Here is a 17909-nt window from a genome sequence, read left to right on the forward strand (position 1 = left end):
CATGCGGTTGTTGCAGATTCAGCACACAGATTGAAACCAATCGTTAAGCCGCCTGAAGATTTCGTTAAAATCCGGCGTTTTCTGGGCTCCCGCCGCCGCCGCCATGGACAGCGGGACCGAAAAAGGCCATTGCCGCTTCCCGTAAGCGGCTGCCGCATCGGCGGCGGCATGACGGCGCAAATGTGGAGGAATGAATGAAAAAATCCGGCATAGCATTGGTCACCGGCGCCACTTCGGGCATCGGCAGGGCGGCGGCATTGGGCCTTTCGGCGGCCGGCTGGACGGTGATCGCCTGCGGGCGGCGGGCGGACCGGCTCGAGGCGCTGCGCGGCGAGCACGGATTGTCGGCCCTTGTCTGCGACATCACCGACCCCGAGGCGGTGGCGGCGCTGTTCGCCCGGATCCGCCGGGACCATGGCCGGCTGGACCTGGTGTTCAACAATGCCGGGCGGTTCGCCCCGGCCCGCGTCTTCGGCGACCTCGAGGTCGAGGTGTGGCGGGAAATGGTCGACACCAATCTCAACGGCGCCTTCTACGTGGCGCGCGAGGCCTTCCGGCTGATGCGCGAGCAGGATCCCCAGGGCGGGCGCATCATCAATAACGGCTCGATCTCGGCCTATGTGCCCCGGCCGCAGGCCGCCTCCTACACCGCCACCAAGCATGCCATCACCGGCCTGACCAAGGCCATCTCGCTCGACGGCCGCCCCTTCGGCATCGCCTGCGGGCAGATCGATATCGGCAATACCGCCACCGACATGACCCATGCCATAAGCACCGGCTCGCTGCAGGCCAACGGCACCACCATGCCCGAGCCCACCTTCGACGTCGCCCATGTAGTGGACGCGATCCTCTACATGGCCGGCCTGCCGCTCGCGGCCAATGTGCAGTTCATGACCGTGATGGCTACCACCATGCCCTATATCGGGCGGGGCTAGGGTCGCCTCGGGCAGCGGTGGGTGTGGCGCGTTTTCCACGGTGTCATGTCCTTTCCACGGTGTCATTCCCCCTCCACGGTGTCATTCCCCTCCACGGTGTCATTCCCGCGAACGCGGGAATCCCTGTCGGAGAGGAAAAAGAACGGAGATTCCCGCTTGCGCGGGAAGGACACCGTGGGTGGTGGGGACGTGTGAGCAAGCGGGAAGGACACCGTGGGTGGTTGGAGCACCGGGGCAAGCGACACCCCTGCCCCATGCTTCCACCCCTTCGCCGCCGACCCTGCGCAGTGTCATTCCCGCGAACGCGGGAATCCCTGTTGGAGAAGAAAAGAACTGAGATTCCCGCTTGCGCGGGAAGGACACCATGGGTGGTGGGGGCGTGTGAGTTAGGGCTCGTGCGCCGGGCAGGTTCCGTCAGTCCAGCCTACGCCGCCCATGCCGTTTCGCCGTCGATCCAGGTGGAGCGGACGCGGCGGTCGTCGGAGAGGTGGACGAAGCTGGCGACGGCGCCGCGGCGCAGATGGCCGTGGGTGGCGGCGAGGCCCATGGCCTCGGCCGGGTAGAGCGCCGCCATGCGGAAGCTCTCCTCGGGCGCGAGGCCGATCCGCCCGATCATGAAATCGACCGCGTCGATCATGTCGAGATCGGCGCCGGCCAGGGTGCCGTCGGCGAGGCGCAGCGCCCCCTCGGCGCGGGTGATGGTGCGGCCGTTGAGCGTCAGGGTCTGGATGTCGGTGCCGGTCTGCGACATGGCGTCGGTGACGAGGAAGATGCGGCCCGGCGCCGTCTTGGCCCGCAGTGCCGCCCCGATGGTGGCGGGGTGCACATGGATGCCGTCGGCGATGAGCCCGGCAAAGACCGCGGGACTGTCCAGCACCGCCCCGGCGACGCCCGGCTCGCGATTGCCCATCTGGCTCATGGCGTTGAACAGATGCGTCGCCATGGTGGCGCCGGCGGCGAAAGCGGCCTTGGCGGCGGCGTAATCGGCGTCGGAATGGCCGATGCTGACCACGGCGCCCGCCTCGGCCAGGGCGGCGATCTGCGCCGGACCCACCGTTTCGGCCGCGACCGTGCAGATGAGGTTGGGCAGGTCGCGCGCGGCGGCGGTGAGCCGGGCCAGGTCCTCCTCGTCCATGGGCCGGATCAGCGCCGGGTCGTGCGTGCCCTTGCGCGCCAGCGACAGATGCGGCCCTTCCAGATGCAGCCCCAGGAAACCGGGCACGCGCTCTTCATGGGCAGCGATGCCGGCGGCGATGGCGGCGATGTTGACCGCCGCCGTGTCGGTGATCAGCGTGGGCAGCAGCGCCGTGGTGCCGAACTGCGCATGGGCGGCGCAGATGGTGCGGATGGAGGCCAGCGTCGGCGCGTTGTTGAACAGCACCCCGCCCCCGCCATTGACTTGCAGGTCGATGAAGCCGGGCACCACCATGCCGCCGTCCAGCACGACGCGCCGCGCATGGGCGGGCACGGCGGCGCCGGCGACGATGCCGCTGACATAGCCGAATTCGATCAATAGCGCGGCATCGTCGTGCCAGCCATCGCCGTCGAAGATGCGGGCGCCGGTAATGGCGAGAAGGTCGCTCATGTCATGGGTCTCCGGGTCATGGCTGGCCGGTTCCGTTGCTGGCGTCGCCAAGGCGCAGCTCGGCGACGAAATCATAGGTGTCGCCCCGATAGATGGAGCGGGTGAATTCGATGACGCGCCCCGTGGCGAGATAGGAGATGCGCTCGATATGCAGGCCCGCCGAACCGGCCGGCACCTGCAAGAGCAGCGCATCGGCCTCGGCGATATGGGCGGCGCGGATGCGCTGCAGGGCACGGACCGGACGGGCGCCGGATCGTTCGAGATGGCTGTAGAGCGAATCCCCGACCGCCTCCGGATCGGCGAGGATGCCGGCGGCGAGGCTGGCCCGCTCGATGGCCAGCGGCGTGTCGCCGGTGAGGCGCAGCCGGGCGATCCGCGCCACACGCTCCCCCGACCCCAGCCCCAGGATCACCGTTTCCTCGGGCGAGGGCGGGTAAAGCCCGCGGTCGAGCCATTCGGCCCGCACCGCCATGCCGCGCCGCGCCATGTCCTCGGTGAAGGAGGTGAGCTGGGACAGCGACTGCTCCACGCGCCGGGTTTCGGGCGCCACGAAGGTGCCCGAGCCGTGGCGCTGCACCAGCACCCCCTCGCGCACCAATTGCTGCATTGCCTTGCGCACGGTGACCCGGGAGACGTCCGCCCGCTGCGCCAGGTCGCGCTCGGAGGGCAGCGCGTCGCCGGGCCGGATCGCGCCGCGCTCGATCGCCGCCTCGATCCAGCGCTTGAGCTGGAGATAGAGCGGGCCGCCCCGGGGCAGCGCCACCGGGCCGTCGCCGAAGATATCGCCCGTCCGTTCAGCCACGCTTCCTCGCCGGTGTCCCCACGGCCGCTGCCGCATCCATGCTATGATACCAATAAAATACCATTTACCAAGCCCCGATGCGGCACGCCGCAGCATCGCGCCACCATATGGCTGGAGCCATTGTTCTTTTGAGTCGGGCCGCTTATGCACTGGCATCCCGAACTGGACAAGTGGTATTTTTTTGGCATTATCCACGCTCCGGGATCAACCGCGGCGGAGGCGCCATGACCGACAGGCAGACGGAACGGCCGCACGCGCAGGCGCCGGGGCTCGAGCTGCGCGCCGACGCGGACATCCTGGCGCTGCTGGCGGAGGGCCAGGCGACGGCGGCGGCGAGCGTCGGCAGCGCCATCGGGGACATCGCGCGCGGGGCCGCGCTGGCGGCAGCCAGCATCGCCGGCGGCGGGCGGCTGATCTATGCGGCGGCCGGCAGCTCGGGGCTGATGGCACTGGCCGACGCGCTGGAGCTGCCCGGGACCTACGGCATCGCGCGCGACCGCATCGCCGTGCTGCTCGCCGGCGGCATGGACGCGCTGACCGACATGCGCGGCGGCCCCGAGGACGATTCCGGGGCGGCGCGGCGCGCCATGGCGGCGCTCGCCCCCGGCCCGGCCGATTGCCTGATCGCGGTCACGGCCAGCGGCCAGACTCCCTATCCCCTGGCGGCGGCGGAGGCGGCGCGGGCGGCGGGCGCGCGAACCGTGGGCATCGTCAACAATCCCGGCTCGGCGCTCGCGGGCGTGGCCGAGGTGACCATCTGCCTGCCGACGCCCCCCGAAATCATCGCCGGCTCGACGCGGATGGGCGCCGGCACGGCGCAGAAGATCGCCCTCAACATGCTCTCGACGCTGATGGCGATCCGGCTGGGCCATGTGCATGACGGGCTGATGGTCAATCTGGTGGCGGACAACCGCAAGCTGCGCGCGCGGGCGCGCGGCATCGTCGCCCGCATCGCCGGGGTGGACGAAGCCCGGGCCGGGGCGGCGCTGGAGGCGGCGGACGGCGCGGTCAAGCCGGCGGTGCTGCTCGCGGCCGGCGCGCCGGACCGGCGGAGCGCCGAGGCGCTGCTGGCCCGCCATGAGGGACATTTGCGCCCGGCGCTGGACGCGCTGCGCCGCTGAGCCGATTTCCTCCCGCCCATATCTTTCTTGCAGCCCCGTGTCGAAACCGCGTCCTGCGCTTCGTCGCTCCGGTGACGCCCTTTTGAAACCGGAGACCCGCCATGACCGAACATGCCAAGATCCACCATGCCAAGACTGCCGCCACCGACCGCGACCTGGTGCTCACCCGGCTGATCGATGCACCGCCCGAGGCGGTCTATCGCTGCTGGACCGACCCGGAACTGCTGGTCAAATGGTTCGCGCCCCGCCCCTGGACGACGCCGCGCGCCACGCTCGACGTGCGCCCCGGCGGCGCCTCGAGCGTGGTGATGGCCGACGAGGCCGGCACGGAATATCCCAATCCCGGCCAATATCTGGAAGTGGTGCCCAACCGCCGGCTGGTGTTCACCGATGCCTTCACCGGTGACTGGACGCCATCGGAAAAGCCGTTCTTCACCTGCATCCTCACCTTCGAGCCGGAGAACGGCAAGACCCGCTACACCGCCCTCGCCCGCCACTGGACGGTGGAGGACCGCCAGGCCCACGAGAAAATGGGTTTTCACGAAGGCTGGGGCCTCTGCGCCGCGCAACTGGAGGAAGTGGCGCGCGGAATCCAGGGGTGAGTGGGCCTCCGCCCCTCCCCCGTCATTGCCGGGCTCGTCCCGGCAATTTACCTCTCTGCGCGCAGGCCGCCAGCCCTATTCGTCGCGATAGACCTTTTCGCGGCGCTCGTGCAGTTCCTGCGCCTCCAGGCTCAGCGTGGCGATGGGGCGGGCGTCGAGCCGGGCGATGCCGATGGGCTCGCCGGTTTCCTCGCAATAGCCGTAAGTGCCCTCATCGATGCGCTTGAGTGCGGCGTCGATCTTGGCGATCAGCTTGCGCTGCCGGTCGCGGGTGCGCAGTTCGAGCGAACGGTCGCTTTCCGAGCTGGCGCGATCGGCCATGTCCGGATGGTTCTGGCTTTCTTCCTGGAGATTTTCGAGCGTCTCGCGGCTTTCGCGCAGAATCTCGTCCTTCCAGGCCAGCAGCTTGGTCCGGAAATATTCGCGCTGGCGCGAATTCATGAACGACTCGTCCTCGCTGGGTCGATAGTCCGTAAGTTCAACCGAAGACATCAGCAGACTCAACTCCCAATACTCCCTTTGGCGGCCTATATATGCGCCCCGCCCGTCCCGAGCAAGCCGGCAGGTCACCACTTGTTAACGCTCGAATCCCCCGGCGCATCAGGCCCATAGCGCAAAGCCTGCAACATATTGATGACATGGGATAAATACGGATGCGGCGTCAGGGCGCCGGAAAGCGTCCATGCTTGGCCAGCTCGACCCGGACCCGCAGCTCGATCTCGTCGAGCACCGAATCCAGCTCCGGCTCCACCCGCTCGCGCAGCGCGCCAAGCTGGACGACCATGGCCTCGAGCCGCCCCTCGCCGACGCGCCCCACGAGCAGATCCGCCTTCATCGCCTCGAGCAGGTCGAGCAAATCCGTCCCGCGCCGGACCGCCTTGCGGCGGCGCTCGGAAAAATCCCCCACCGCCTGCAAGGCGAGAATGGCATCGAGCCCCGCCGTGGGCGCCGCCGGCGCCGCATGGGCCACGCGCGCCGCATCCGGCGCTCCGGCCGGCACGAAGGCCGGGCCGCTGCCGGACTTGCCGACGGCGCCGCGGCCGGCCACACCGCCGGATCGATTGGTGGCATCTATGCGCAAGGAACCTGACTCACCGCCTCAATACCCCGGCAAAATCTGCCCACAAGGCTTAACGAAGCGTTAACGCGCCCGGCAGGAATTGCCCGCCACGCTTCCGGCAATGGCCCGTGCGGCAATAAAAATCATTATATTTCAAAAGATTACCAGATTGTCGTCCGTCTGGCACGCTTCTGGCATTGCCGTGAGGGAAAGCCGCGCCATGGGGATGGGGCGGCGCAGCCGGGGAAGAAAATGCCGACGCGTCTCTTTCGCACCATCGCCGCCGCCACGCTGGGCCTCGCCCTGTCGCTGGCCCCCATCGCCCCCGCCATGGCCGCGCCGGCGCGCATCAAGGACATCGTCGACATGGAGGGCATCCGCGAGAACCAGCTCGTGGGCTATGGCCTCGTGGTGGGCCTCAACGGCACCGGCGACAGCCTCAACAATTCCCCCTTCACCAAGCAATCGCTGCAATCCATGCTGGAGCGGCTGGGCGTCAACACCCAGGGCGAGAACGTCCGCACTGCCAATGTCGCCGCCGTGATGGTGACGGCCAATCTGCCGCCCTTCGCCACCCAGGGCTCGCGCATGGACGTCTCGGTGGCGGCGCTGGGCGACGCGGACAGCCTGCAGGGCGGCACGCTGCTGGTGACGCCGCTGCTGGGCGCGGACGGCGAGGTCTATGCCATCGCCCAGGGCCCGGTGCTGATCAACGGCTTCAAGGCTCAGGGCGACGCGGCGACGGTGATTTCCGGCGTGCCGACCACGGGCCGCATCTCCTCTGGCGCGCTGATCGAGCGCGAGATCGACTTCCATCTGGGCTCGCAGCATTCGCTGCGGCTGGCCCTGCGCAATCCGGACCTCACCACCGCCCGCCGCATCGCGCTGGCGGTCAACGACTTCATCGGCGCGCCCACCGCCGTGCCCGAGGACCCGGCCACGGTGCGCCTCACCCTGCCCCGCAATTTCAACGGCAATATCGTCGACCTGCTCACCGATATCGAGCAGCTCATCGTGCAGACCGACCAGACCGCCAAGATCGTCATCGACGAGAATTCCGGCATCATCGTCATGGGCAAGGACGTGCGCGTCTCGAGCGTGGCGGTGGCGCAGTCGAACCTGACGGTCACCATTGCCGAAAACCCCGAAGTGGTGCAGCCGGCCCCCTTCAGCTTCGGGGAAACCGCCATCGAGCCCAATACCAATCTCAACGTCAACCAGGCCGATACCGCCCTGCAGGTGGTCGAGGAATCGGTGACGCTGCAGCAATTGGTGGACGGGCTCAACGCGCTGGGCATCTCGCCGCGCGACCTCATCGCCATCCTCCAGGCCATCAAGGCCACCGGCGCCCTGCAAGCCGAGATCGAGGTGCTGTGATGGCCGGCATCGACCCCGCGAACGGCGCCGCCCCGGCCCGCCTGCTCCAGGTCCGCCAGCAGGCGGAGGAGCTCGAAGGCGTCTTCCTCACCATGCTCACCAAGGAAATGTTCGCCAGCGTCAAGCCGAATGAGGCCCTGGGCGGGGGTGGCTTCGGCGAGGAGACCTGGCGCTCCATGCAGGCTGAGCAGCTTGCCGACGCCATGGCGCGCGCCGGCGGCATCGGCATCGCCGACGACCTGGTGCGCCAGATGCTCGACCTTCAGGAAACCGCCGGCGGCGTCCCCGCCATCCCCCATAGTCTTTCCGGTATCGGAGTTTACGGAAAATGACCGCAGCCGCCCGCCTCGCCGCCCTCGACACCATGCCCGCCGGGCAATTATGCGCCAGCGCCGAAGCGGCCCTGGCGGCGCTGGTCGACGTGATGAACCAGGAGACCACGCTGCTGCGCGCCGGGCATATGCGGCAGGCCGGCCAGCTCACCCCGGAAAAGACCCGGCTGGCCCAGGACTACGTGACTTTTGCCCGCGCCATCCAGCGCCAGGGCGCGCGGCTGGCGAGCGAAGCCCCCGCCGCGCTGGAGCGGCTGCGCCACGGCCATGAGAGCCTGGCTACCCAGATGGCGGAGAATTTGCGCGTGCTGGCCACCGCCAGATCGGTGGCCGAGGACGTGCTCGCCGACGTGGCGCGCATGGTGGGCCAGCAGAACCACGCCCGCACCTATGGCGCCGCCGGCCAGATTGCCGCCGATCCCGACCGGGCCGCCCGCGGCATCGCCGTCAACCGGGCTCTGTGATCAGCCGGGTTTGAATCAAATGCGAGGGCCGGCGCTCATCTCCGGCTAAGGCCTCCCGGCCTAGCCTTCCCCCGGATTCGGTATTTTCCGGGGGGAGTGACATGGTTGCCAACCTTGCCATCGAGCCCGTTTCGGCGGGCACGGCCGGCTTCATGGAACATCGCCATCGCCCCGCCATGGGCGAGCGCACCATCCTGCCCGACAGCACCCAGCGCTCCCCGGCCAATGCCCGCCCCGGCGAGCGCCAGCCCTCCCCGGACCAGCGCCAGTCCCGCTCCCGGTCCGAGCCCCCGGCCCCGCCGGCGCGCAGCTCCTCGGCCAATTTCGCCGCCGCGGTGATCGCCGGCGCCCTGCCGCCCACGCCAAAAAGCATGGGCGAGCTGATCCGCCGCATCGGCGCCAGCGAAATCCCCGAGGAATCCCAGGCCCGGCTCCGGGACCTGCTGGCTTAGGGCGTTTCATCTTCCGAAAAAACGCGGATGAAGGCTCCGGCCGCGCTCCTTCCCGGTGTCATTCCCGCGCACGCGGGAATGACACCGGTGGGAGGGGATACTCGGTGGAAAGGGTAAGAAAACGAGCCAAGGCGCGGGCGGCGGGCAAAGCCTGTCGATCACCCCCTTCCCCCGCGGCAATTTCGCCAAAGTTTCGCGGCCGGCTTAACGCTTCTTTATCGCCTGCGGATGGAGGATCGGACCTGCCTCAGGAAGAGGCGCTTTAGTATGCGTAATCCCAGAAAAGGACTCACCACATGGGTGACATCTCTCTTTCGAAAGCCGTTCGCTCGAACCTGCTTTCCCTCCAGAACACCGCGCAGCTGATGGCCCAGACGCAGAATCGTCTGGCGACCGGCAACAAGGTGAACTCCGCCCTCGACAACCCCACCAACTTCTTCACCGCCTCGTCGCTCAACAGCCGCGCCGGCGACCTGAACCAGCTGATGGACTCGATGGCCAACGGCATCCAGACCCTGGAAGCCGCCGACAATGGCCTGTCCGCCATCACCAAGACGCTGGAATCGATGCAGTCCACCCTGCGCCAGGCCCGGCAGGACAAGTCGTTCCAGACCGAGTCCTATACTATTGCCGACAATGCCAGCGGCAATATCAGCTTCAGCGGCGGCGCCATCGGTGATGATCCACTGACCATTTCCATGAACACGGAAGCAGTTGATGCGACGCCCGCCACCTATAGCGGCGCGGCTGTGGATCTTTCGACAGACGTCGATTGGGCGGCGCATGAAGGTGAGACCATCTCGGTCAATGGCGAGGTCGTTTATACCTTTACCGATGCAACAACCGGTCAGAAGGCCGCTCTCCAGGCCGCTCTGGAAACCGCCACTGGCGGCACCGTGACCATCGACGGCGACGGCATTGCCATCGAAGTTGAAGACGGCACGAATTTTTCTATCCAGAGCAGCAACGCCGCGGCGGCCACTGCAACGGGTATCTCCGCTACGGAAACGACGACGGACGACGGTGTGCTCGCCGTACCTGCCGGGGTCAAGTCCGTCGATGACCTTGTGAAGGAAATCAACGACAAGGAAGGACAGTTCGTCGGCAAGATTCGGGCCTCCAACGACAACGGCAAGCTGCGCATCGAGAATCTGTCGACGCAGGACCTCGAAGTGGGCACGCCAACCGGCGTCAAGGGTGAAGCCACAATCGAAGGCAACAGCGTTCGTGCTGACCTTTCGCGTCAGTATAACGAACTGCGCGACCAGCTCGACAAGCTGGCCGACGACGCCTCGTTCAACGGTATCAACCTGCTGCGCGGCGACAAGCTGACGATCACCTTCAACGAGACCGGCACCTCCTCGATCGACATCAACACCAAGGGTGAAGAGGCCATCAATTCGGCCAACCTCAAGATCTCCACCTGGATGAACGAGGCCGACCTCGACAGCGATAGCAATATCGACGACGAGCTGGACAAGCTGAAGGCCGGCCTGAACCAGGTCCGCTCGCAGTCCTCCGCCTTCGGCTCGAACCTGTCGATCGTGCAGAACCGCCAGGCGTTCACCAAGAACATGATCAACACGCTGCAGACCGGCGCCGCCAATCTGACGCTGGCCGACATGAACGAGGAAGCCGCCAATTTGCTGGCCCTGCAGACCCGCCAGTCGCTGTCGAGCTCCTCGCTCTCGCTGGCTTCGCAGGCCGACCAGTCGGTGCTCCAGCTCATCCGTTAACCGGAACGGCAACACGAAATCGGAAAAGGCGGGCTTCGGCCCGCCTTTTTTGTTTTGGGTCCCCCTCATCGCCGGGGGCCTGTGGTGACATCGGACCCTTTCACGCTCGTTCCACGGTGTCATTCCCGCGAACGCGGGAATCTCCGCTCCCCCTTCCAGCAGCCCAACAGGGATTTCCGCGTCCGCGGGAATGACACAGCGGAGGAAGGCGATATTCGAGGGAGCGCGATGGAACTGGCGCAGTCGCTTTCATCGCAATAAACCCCTAATCGGGATGGTTAGCGCTTCGCCAATAAACATGGTTAACGCTGCATTAGGATTCGGTGCGTTACCTATACAGCAACCTCTCCGGAGGATGGGCCGGTTGTCGGCGCTGTAGTCAAGGAAGCACCATGTCCGATATCTCACTTTCGAAAGCCGTTCGGTCGAACCTGCTTTCCCTCCAGAACACCGCCGAGCTGATGGCCAGGACGCAGAACCGTCTGGCCACCGGCAACAAGGTGAACTCCGCCCTCGACAACCCCACCAATTTCTTCACCGCCTCGGCGCTCAACGCCCGGGCCGGCGACCTCAACGCGCTGATGGATTCCATGGCCAACGGCATCCAGACGCTGGAAGCGGCGGATAACGGCCTCACCGCCATCACCAAGACGCTGGAATCGATGCAGTCCACCCTGCGCCAGGCGCGGCAGGACAAGAGCTTCGAGACCGATTCCTTCTCGCTCGACGCCGACACGATCGGCACCGGCACCATCCAGACCCTCGACTTCACCGAAGGGGCCTTTGGCGATGGCATGGGTTCGATCACCCTGCACAACAAGGTGATCACCGGCAATAACGGCTTTGCCAATGCCGGGGGCAGCGCCGGCAAGGCGAGCACGCTGTCCATCCAGACCGACAGCCTGAACGGGGGCACGGCGGTCACCATCGCCCTGAACGCCGCCGATACCGCCGAGACCGCCGCCGCCAAGATCAATTCCCATATCAGCGCCCTGGACGATGGTGGCGGCGTCACCGCCCGCGTCGTCAAGGGGCAGCTCGAGATTTCCAGCTCGAAGGGCGAGGCGATCGACCTGGCCGGCAGCGTCGATATCGAATTCATCGGCCTGGCCGCCGGCAATGTCACGGCGGAGGATGCGACGGCGACCAGCGGCGCGACGGGCATCACCTTCCCCATCGCGTCTCAATTCACCTTCACCATCAATGGCAGCAGCATAACCATTCCCAGCGGCGTGGCCGATGTGACCGCCCTGATCGGTCACATCAACACGTCCTCGGCGGCCCAGGCCGCCGGCGTGGAGGCCAGCGACAACGGCTCGGGGGGCATCACCCTCACCAATGACGACGGCATCAATTTCACGCTCGGGGGCACCCTGGCCCCCCTGGACATGACCGCCACCACCACCACCGACGGCATCCCCGCTTCCGGGACCGTCGGCACCATCACGCCGGCCAACGCGGTCAAGTCCGTGGATCAGCTGGTTCGCGAGATCAACCGCGACGCCGACCTCAAGACCAAGATCCGCGCCAGCAACGACAATGGCAAACTGCGCATCGAGAACCTGTCCACCCAGGATCTCCAGATTAAGGGCGTCACCTCCTCGGGCATCATCGACGGCACCTCGTTCGGGGCGGCCAAGATCTCCGGCAATTCGGTGCGCGCCGATCTGGCCGAGCAGTTCAACGAGCTGCGCGACCAGCTCGACAAGCTGGCCGACGATGCCTCGTTCAACGGCATCAACCTGCTGCGCGGCGACAATCTCAAGATCACCTTCAACGAGAACGGCACCTCCTCGATCGACATCCAGACCAAGAACGGCGATGCCCTCAGCTCCGCCAATCTGGGCCTTTACGACCTCATCGCCAAAAATCTCGATGCCGATGCCGATATCGACTCCCTGCTCAACGAGGTGAAATCGGCCCTCGCCAGCGTGCGTTCGCAGGCCTCCTCCTTCGGCTACAATCTGTCCATCGTGCAGAACCGGCAGAACTTCACCAAGGAGATGACCAATACGCTCCAGACCGGCGCCGCCAATCTGACGCTGGCCGACATGAACGAGGAAGCCGCCAATTTGCTGGCCCTGCAGACCCGCCAGTCGCTGTCGAGCTCCTCGCTCTCGCTGGCCAGCCAGGCCGACCAGTCGGTCCTCCAGCTGCTGCAATAGGCCGACAGCTTTCGTTAGCCATGCGAGGCGGGCTCCGGCCCGCCTTCTTTGTTTTTGCCATATTGTCGGGCTAGATAGGCGCCGCGAAAGCCGATTCCCGGGAGGCGGATGGACATGGCGCTCAAGGTCGAACTCAAGCCGGGCGAGAAGCTGCTGATCGGCAATTGCGTCGTCACCAATTCGGACCAGCGCACCCGCCTGTTCATCGACGGCAACGCCCCCATCCTGCGGGAAAAGGACATCCTCACGTCCGAGACCGCCGACACGCCCGCCAAGCGCCTCTACCTGGCGATCCAGCTCATGTATATCGACGACAGCTCGGACGAGGCGCGCGCCTCCTATCTGGCGCTGTCAAAGGAATTCGTCACCGCGGTGCCCTCTTCCGCCCGCTTTGTCGACCAAATCAATAACGAGATATTAACCGGGTCTCTTTACAAGGCTCTGAAGGCCGCCCAGCGGCTTATCGAGTACGAACAGGACCTGCTCAATCATGTATCAGCACGGCGCTCAGGCGTACCAGCAGACGGCGAAGGTCGTTGAGTCCCCGCGCCAGCGCGAATCCGCCCTGCTGATGAAGGCCGCCGCCGGCCTGCAGCGCATCAAGGACGAGTGGAGCACCTCGACCCGCGAAGACCTCAAGGCGGCCCTGACCTTCAACCGCAAGCTGTGGACCATCTTCATGTCGGCGGTGACGCAGGAGGACAATCCCCTGCCCCATGAGGTCCGCCAGAACATCGCCAATCTGGGCATGTTCATCCTCAACCATACCCGTGAAATCCTGCTCGACCTCGACCCGCAGCCCAACCGGCTCGACGTCCTGGTCCAGCTCAACCGCCAGATCGCGGCGGGCCTGCGCGGCATGTAAGCCGAAGGCCGGAAGGAAACAGCCCCGCAGCGATGCGGGGCTTTTCTTTTTGCCTGGCGCCGTCATGGCGGGGAGGTGCCTGCTCTTCCCTTCCCAACCCTCCCCTCAAGGGGCAGGGCAATCGCATATGGAAAAATCAGTGAGGCCGGCCCCTTCGCCTCCCTCCCCCTTGAGGGGAGGGAATGAGGGTGGGGGTTCGGGAATCCGATTGATCCATCGAGAAAATCGACGGTGCGGAACCCCCACCCCTAACCCCTCCCCTCAAGGGGGAGGGGAACACATCAGCTTCTATTGCGCCGTCAGGCTCATATACAATTCCCCTGCCTTCAAAGGGAGAGGGGGCGCCAGCCGCCGCTTCGTTAAAACCAGGCAGCCCTTAGAGGCTTTCATGTTTTGACGGAATCGGCGACCAGCGCTCCCTCCCCCTTGAGGGGAGGGTTGGGGAGGGGGTGGGGTTGGCGGAGCACCGAAGGACCCCACCCCCGACCCCTCCCCTCAAGGGGGAGGGGAGCAAGAAAGCGCTGATCCGCTTGACAGGGAAAGGCTCTAGAGGAAGTTCACCAGGCTGAGCTGGCTGATCATGGCGGTGACCTGGTAGCTGGCGGTCAGCCGGGTTTGCAGGGCGAGGATTTCCATGGCCACGTCCTCCTTGCTCACCGTCTCGACATCGCTCAACAGATTGTCGAGCTGGGCCTTGTAATTGGTGTGGCGCTCGCCGGCGGCGTTGAGGGCAGCGTGGGCGACGCCCAGCTCCATGGTGACCAGCTCGATCGAACCGCGCTCGACATTGTGGGCCTCGGACAGCTCCAGATGCTGGCGCCGTGCCATGGCGTCGAAGCGCCGCCGGGCCGGATCGAGATCGGGGGAGTCGGGATCGGCGGCGTTGACGATCTCGGGATAGGTCTCGACGCTCATCGCCGCGAGGCTGCGCATCAGCCGCAGATAGCCGCTTTCATTGGCCTGCATGCCGTAATTGACCCGGCCCGAATCCTCGATGGCGGCATTGACCGACTGGCGGGGATTGCCCTCGGCCTCCGCCGCCGCCTCGGTGACCGCGCGCTGCAGGGCCTTGTCGAAATTGGCGGCGGTTGCCTCGGCATCGGCGCCGATGGTGAACTGGCCCGGCCCGGCCTTGCCGGTCACCGCCGTCAGCGTCACCTCGCGCGTGCGCCCATCGGGCTCCGTGAGCGTCAGGGTGACGCTGTCCCCCAGCACCAGCGCCGCATTGTCGGCGATGGTGAAATCCGCCCGCGCCGGATCGCCGGGCGTCGCGGACGCGGCGATGGCCGCCGGCTTGCTCGAGACCGCCCCGGCGATGTGGAAGCCATGGGCGGCGGAAACCGGGATATTCTGGGTGAGGGTCACCGTTTCGTCGCTGCGCGCCGCCGTCAGCCGCCCCATGCCGGTGGCCGAGACCGCGGCCGTTTCGCCGCCATACCACATCACCGTGTCGGTGGCGGTCGCCACCCGCAGCGCCGTGGCGTTGTAGGGATCGGAACCTTGCACGCGCAGCACCGGCTCGCCGGCGGCATTGAAGAAGTTCTGCGCCGCCGCATAGGTCGAGGCGGCCTTGAGCTCGCCATCCGCCACCTGGTCGAGCGCGCCCCGCAAGGCGGCGTCGAAGGCGGTGGAGGTCTCGATGGCGTCCTCGCCGATGACGAACTCGAAGACCGAGCCGGTGGCGTTTTCCGCCGTCACCGCCTTGAGCGTGATCTGCGTTTCGGTGCCGTCCGGCAGGGTGAAGCCCAGCGTGACGCTGTCGCCTTCGGCTACCGCATCGGGCGGCGCCGGAAAGGTGAACCCGATACTGGCGGGCGCGGCGGCCAGGTTCGGGGCGATGCCGATATTGGCGCCGATCGCCGAAACGGTGGAGAGCTTGAAGCCGAAGGGGTGGTCGCCATCCTCGGCCAGGGTCACGCTGGCCGGATCGGCGGGCGTTGCCGAGGCCACCGTGCTGGTCAGCCGCCCCAGCCCCGACTGGCCCAGATCGGCGGCGTTCCGCTCGGTCACCACGGTCTTGTAGCCCGCCCGCCCGCCGGCGCCCTCGAGCAGCGTCTGGGTGGTGGGCAGCGGCGCCTTGTCGGTCACCGAGCCGCCGAACAGATAGCGCCCCGCCACGTCGGCATTGAGCATGGTCACCATCTCGTCGAACCGCGCCAGCGACTGCGCGGAAATGGTCGCCATGTTGATATTGTTGGTGCCGTACTGGCCCTGCACCGCCGAATTGCGCGCCTCGCCCTCGATCTTGTCCATGCGCGTCAGCGCATTGTCGAGAAAGCTGAGGCGCAGGGCCACCTGCTCGATGCTGGCATTGTAGCCGGCGATGGTGCCGAGGCGCGAGCGCACCGAGAGCGACACCGGCAGGTCGCGCCCCATGCCGGACAATGTCTGCGCCTTGAGCCCGGTGCCCAGCTGCATCTGCAGGTTCGCGAACTTGTCCTGCATCTTGGAGATGACGGAAAATCCGGTCTGCAGGGGAAACATCGACTTGTTGACGATCATGATGCGGTCCTCGCTCAGGTCGACGCGAACAGGGTATCGAGCAGTTCCTTGACCACCGACACCACGCGCGCATTGGCGGCATAGGCGCTCTGCAATTCGGTCAGCCGGGCCATTTCCTCATCGACATTGACGCCGTATTCCTCCTCCATCTGCGTGGTGATGGTCTCGAGCGTCAGCAGCCGGTTGTCGCGGGCGCTGAACGCCGAGCCGATCATGGTGCCGTGATAGTTGAGCGTCTGCCCGATCAACTGCTCCAGCGTGCCGTTGAGCTGGTGGCGCCCGGCATTCGCCGCGGGGCTGGTGCCCGACACGAAGGTCATGGCGTTGAGCTGGGCCAGGATATGCTCGGGGCGCGCCGCGTCGCCCAGCGTGTGGTCGAGATCGAACTGCACCAGCAGCCTGTTGTCCGCCAGCACCGCCGGATTGACGGCGATGCGCGCGGCAAAGCCCACGATCTGCGGCGGGTCGCCGTCGAGATCGCCGGTGAAGGGGGAATTGCCCTGGTCGACGAACAGCGCCATGGCGAGCTCGCCGCTCTGGGTCCCCGTCGCCGTGCCTCGCGTCGTGAGGCCGATGACGTCGCGCGTGCCGCCCGTGCCATCGTCGAGCACCTGCAGCCGGCCCGCGCCGGAACTGGTGATGGCAAGGCCCGGCAGCCGGCTCTGCAATTCCGCCGCGACGGCGGCGGCATCGGGCGGCGTGCCGAAATCGACCGAGATGACACGCTGCCCGCTGGCATCGACGTAATCGTCGCCATTGGCGCTGTTGACGATGCGGACGCGCTGCTCGGACCCGTTCTGGGTATAGGCGAGAAGGATGTCGTTGCCCGGCTTGAGATGGGAAATATCGGCCGAGAGCCCGGTGGCGCCCAGCCCGTCCTCCGCCGCTTCGCCGGGCGTCGCGATGGTGGAGAACACCGAAGCCAGGCCCGCGGCGATCTCGTCGAGCTGGTTCTGCGTTTCCACCAGCACCTTGTCGCGCAGCTCCACCAGCCCGGCCAGTTCCCCTCCCTGCAACACCCCCTGCTGCACGAGGTCGATGGTGAGGCCCGAAGGGGTGGTCAGCGTCAGGACGCCCACCTTGCTGTCGCTGGTCTTGATATTGGCCTGCGAGGTGGGCGAAAGCGCCCCGGCGGTGGTGAACTTGAAGGTGCTGACGCCATTGTCGAGCAGGCCGACGCCGGAGCGGGTCATCAGCGCCACCGTGCCGTCCGGCCGGTAATTGGCCTGCACGTCGATCACTTCCGCCACCGACGCCACCAGCCGGTCGCGCTGGTCGTAAAGCGCGGCCCGCGCCGTGTCCGTCATGCCCAGGTCGAGCATGCGGTTGTTCACCTCGTTGAGCGAGATGAGCATGGCGTTGACTTCGGAGACGTTGTTGGCGATGCGCGTCTCGGTTTCCTGGCGCAGCTCCTGCACCACGCCCGAGAGCGAGTTGAGCCGCTGGGCCATGGCCTGCGCCTCGGCCACCACATTGGCGCGGGTGGGATAGTCGTCCGGGCTGGTGGCCAGCGCCTGGAGGGAATTCTTGAACGAGCCGAACATGGCGTCGAGCGAGCCGGCATCGCCCGGCTTGCCCAGAAACCCTTGCAGCTTGTTGAGATAATTGGCCACGACATTGGCCGAGGCCGCGTCCGACACCTGACGGTTGTAATAGGTTTGCAGGCTCTGGCTGAAGGCGCGGTCCACCCCGGCCGAGCGCGCATAGGTGGCGTTGGTGGAATTGTAGTCGACGACGTTGAGCGATTGCCGGTGATAGCCCGGCGTGCCGGAATTGGCGACGTTCCGGCTCAGGATGGTGATGGCATCCTGATTGACCCGAAGGCCCGAAACGGCATTGGACAGCGACGAAATCAGACCCATGACAACCGGCCCTCAACTTCAGGAACGGCCCGGAACATCGTGTCCCGGG

General features: G+C 66.5%; 17 protein-coding genes. 11 read left to right on the forward strand and 6 right to left on the reverse strand.

What is annotated here, in order from left to right:
- The first annotated feature begins 194 nt into the window (after positions 1-194).
- Complete coding sequence (locus tag ACFOOL_RS00240) at positions 195-935, forward strand: SDR family oxidoreductase (protein WP_380093812.1); 741 nt, start codon at positions 195-197, stop codon at positions 933-935.
- A 424-nt stretch (positions 936-1359) separates the two neighbouring features.
- Here ACFOOL_RS00240 and nagA read toward each other — a convergent pair whose 3' ends face one another.
- Both nagA and ACFOOL_RS00250 read right to left on the reverse strand, forming a co-directional pair.
- Positions 1360-2520: an N-acetylglucosamine-6-phosphate deacetylase gene (gene nagA / locus ACFOOL_RS00245; RefSeq protein WP_380093814.1), complete on the reverse strand. Its 1161-nt coding sequence runs from the start codon at positions 2518-2520 to the stop codon at positions 1360-1362.
- A 16-nt stretch (positions 2521-2536) separates the two neighbouring features.
- Positions 2537-3322: a GntR family transcriptional regulator gene (locus tag ACFOOL_RS00250; protein WP_380093816.1), complete on the reverse strand. Its 786-nt coding sequence runs from the start codon at positions 3320-3322 to the stop codon at positions 2537-2539.
- 224 nt (positions 3323-3546) lie between these two features.
- Between ACFOOL_RS00250 and ACFOOL_RS00255 the strand changes: the two genes are divergently transcribed.
- Both ACFOOL_RS00255 and ACFOOL_RS00260 read left to right on the forward strand, forming a co-directional pair.
- Positions 3547-4443, forward strand: a complete 897-nt coding sequence (locus tag ACFOOL_RS00255) for an N-acetylmuramic acid 6-phosphate etherase (RefSeq protein ID WP_380093818.1) — start codon at positions 3547-3549, stop codon at positions 4441-4443.
- Positions 4444-4544: 101 nt separating this feature from the next.
- The gene (locus ACFOOL_RS00260) at positions 4545-5045 is read left to right on the forward strand and encodes an SRPBCC family protein (protein ID WP_380093819.1); all 501 of its coding nucleotides are present in this window, start codon (positions 4545-4547) and stop codon (positions 5043-5045) included.
- A 75-nt stretch (positions 5046-5120) separates the two neighbouring features.
- On the opposite strand, the gene dksA is transcribed toward ACFOOL_RS00260, so the two are convergent.
- Both dksA and ACFOOL_RS00270 read right to left on the reverse strand, forming a co-directional pair.
- Positions 5121-5537, reverse strand: a complete 417-nt coding sequence (gene dksA, locus ACFOOL_RS00265) for an RNA polymerase-binding protein DksA (protein WP_380093821.1) — start codon at positions 5535-5537, stop codon at positions 5121-5123.
- A gap of 169 nt (positions 5538-5706) precedes the next feature.
- The gene (locus ACFOOL_RS00270) at positions 5707-6126 is read right to left on the reverse strand and encodes a flagellar assembly protein FliX (RefSeq protein ID WP_380093823.1); all 420 of its coding nucleotides are present in this window, start codon (positions 6124-6126) and stop codon (positions 5707-5709) included.
- A 231-nt stretch (positions 6127-6357) separates the two neighbouring features.
- Here ACFOOL_RS00270 and ACFOOL_RS00275 point away from each other — a divergent pair, with 231 nt between their 5' ends.
- From ACFOOL_RS00275 to flaF, 8 genes are all read left to right on the forward strand, one after another.
- Complete coding sequence (locus ACFOOL_RS00275) at positions 6358-7482, forward strand: flagellar basal body P-ring protein FlgI (protein ID WP_380093825.1); 1125 nt, start codon at positions 6358-6360, stop codon at positions 7480-7482.
- Positions 7482-7814: a rod-binding protein gene (locus tag ACFOOL_RS00280; RefSeq protein ID WP_380093826.1), complete on the forward strand. Its 333-nt coding sequence runs from the start codon at positions 7482-7484 to the stop codon at positions 7812-7814. Before ACFOOL_RS00275 ends, ACFOOL_RS00280 begins: the two co-directional genes overlap by 1 nt.
- Positions 7811-8278, forward strand: a complete 468-nt coding sequence (locus tag ACFOOL_RS00285) for a hypothetical protein (RefSeq protein WP_380093829.1) — start codon at positions 7811-7813, stop codon at positions 8276-8278. The genes ACFOOL_RS00280 and ACFOOL_RS00285 overlap by 4 nt, the downstream gene beginning before the upstream one ends.
- Positions 8279-8379: 101 nt before the next feature.
- Positions 8380-8730: a hypothetical protein gene (locus ACFOOL_RS00290; RefSeq protein ID WP_380093832.1), complete on the forward strand. Its 351-nt coding sequence runs from the start codon at positions 8380-8382 to the stop codon at positions 8728-8730.
- 296 nt (positions 8731-9026) lie between these two features.
- Positions 9027-10466: a flagellin N-terminal helical domain-containing protein gene (locus ACFOOL_RS00295; protein WP_380093835.1), complete on the forward strand. Its 1440-nt coding sequence runs from the start codon at positions 9027-9029 to the stop codon at positions 10464-10466.
- A gap of 392 nt (positions 10467-10858) precedes the next feature.
- The gene (locus tag ACFOOL_RS00300) at positions 10859-12631 is read left to right on the forward strand and encodes a flagellin N-terminal helical domain-containing protein (RefSeq protein WP_380093837.1); all 1773 of its coding nucleotides are present in this window, start codon (positions 10859-10861) and stop codon (positions 12629-12631) included.
- A 114-nt stretch (positions 12632-12745) separates the two neighbouring features.
- Positions 12746-13171, forward strand: coding sequence for a flagellar biosynthesis repressor FlbT (gene flbT / locus ACFOOL_RS00305; RefSeq protein ID WP_380093839.1), 426 nt, complete (start codon positions 12746-12748; stop codon positions 13169-13171).
- Entirely contained in the window at positions 13122-13496 is a 375-nt protein-coding gene (flaF, locus tag ACFOOL_RS00310; RefSeq protein ID WP_380093841.1) for a flagellar biosynthesis regulator FlaF, read from the forward strand. Before flbT ends, flaF begins: the two co-directional genes overlap by 50 nt.
- A 546-nt stretch (positions 13497-14042) precedes the next feature.
- Here flaF and ACFOOL_RS00315 read toward each other — a convergent pair.
- Both ACFOOL_RS00315 and flgK read right to left on the reverse strand, forming a co-directional pair.
- A complete protein-coding gene (locus tag ACFOOL_RS00315) occupies positions 14043-15998 on the reverse strand; it encodes a hypothetical protein (protein ID WP_380093843.1) in 1956 nt (651 codons plus the stop codon).
- A gap of 14 nt (positions 15999-16012) precedes the next feature.
- The gene (flgK, locus tag ACFOOL_RS00320; RefSeq protein ID WP_380093844.1) at positions 16013-17860 is read right to left on the reverse strand and encodes a flagellar hook-associated protein FlgK; all 1848 of its coding nucleotides are present in this window, start codon (positions 17858-17860) and stop codon (positions 16013-16015) included.
- Positions 17861-17909: the final 49 nt, after the last annotated feature.

The organism is Devosia honganensis (assembly GCF_042648785.1).
GTDB classification, from domain to species: Bacteria; Pseudomonadota; Alphaproteobacteria; order Rhizobiales; family Devosiaceae; genus Devosia; species Devosia honganensis.

What these genes read in the sequence shown, in the direction of transcription:
- dksA (WP_380093821.1), bottom strand. Translation starts at nt 5,537, where the DNA reads ATGTCTTCGGTTGAACTTACGGACTATCGACCCAGCGAGGACGAGTCG.
- ACFOOL_RS00255 (WP_380093818.1), top strand. Translation starts at nt 3,547, where the DNA reads ATGACCGACAGGCAGACGGAACGGCCGCACGCGCAGGCGCCGGGGCTC.
- ACFOOL_RS00285 (WP_380093829.1), top strand. Translation starts at nt 7,811, where the DNA reads ATGACCGCAGCCGCCCGCCTCGCCGCCCTCGACACCATGCCCGCCGGG.
- ACFOOL_RS00315 (WP_380093843.1), bottom strand. Translation starts at nt 15,998, where the DNA reads ATGATCGTCAACAAGTCGATGTTTCCCCTGCAGACCGGATTTTCCGTC.
- ACFOOL_RS00300 (WP_380093837.1), top strand. Translation starts at nt 10,859, where the DNA reads ATGTCCGATATCTCACTTTCGAAAGCCGTTCGGTCGAACCTGCTTTCC.
- ACFOOL_RS00280 (WP_380093826.1), top strand. Translation starts at nt 7,482, where the DNA reads ATGGCCGGCATCGACCCCGCGAACGGCGCCGCCCCGGCCCGCCTGCTC.
- ACFOOL_RS00260 (WP_380093819.1), top strand. Translation starts at nt 4,545, where the DNA reads ATGACCGAACATGCCAAGATCCACCATGCCAAGACTGCCGCCACCGAC.
- ACFOOL_RS00290 (WP_380093832.1), top strand. Translation starts at nt 8,380, where the DNA reads ATGGTTGCCAACCTTGCCATCGAGCCCGTTTCGGCGGGCACGGCCGGC.
- flgK (WP_380093844.1), bottom strand. Translation starts at nt 17,860, where the DNA reads ATGGGTCTGATTTCGTCGCTGTCCAATGCCGTTTCGGGCCTTCGGGTC.
- ACFOOL_RS00295 (WP_380093835.1), top strand. Translation starts at nt 9,027, where the DNA reads ATGGGTGACATCTCTCTTTCGAAAGCCGTTCGCTCGAACCTGCTTTCC.
- ACFOOL_RS00240 (WP_380093812.1), top strand. Translation starts at nt 195, where the DNA reads ATGAAAAAATCCGGCATAGCATTGGTCACCGGCGCCACTTCGGGCATC.
- nagA (WP_380093814.1), bottom strand. Translation starts at nt 2,520, where the DNA reads ATGAGCGACCTTCTCGCCATTACCGGCGCCCGCATCTTCGACGGCGAT.
- flbT (WP_380093839.1), top strand. Translation starts at nt 12,746, where the DNA reads ATGGCGCTCAAGGTCGAACTCAAGCCGGGCGAGAAGCTGCTGATCGGC.
- ACFOOL_RS00275 (WP_380093825.1), top strand. Translation starts at nt 6,358, where the DNA reads ATGCCGACGCGTCTCTTTCGCACCATCGCCGCCGCCACGCTGGGCCTC.
- flaF (WP_380093841.1), top strand. Translation starts at nt 13,122, where the DNA reads ATGTATCAGCACGGCGCTCAGGCGTACCAGCAGACGGCGAAGGTCGTT.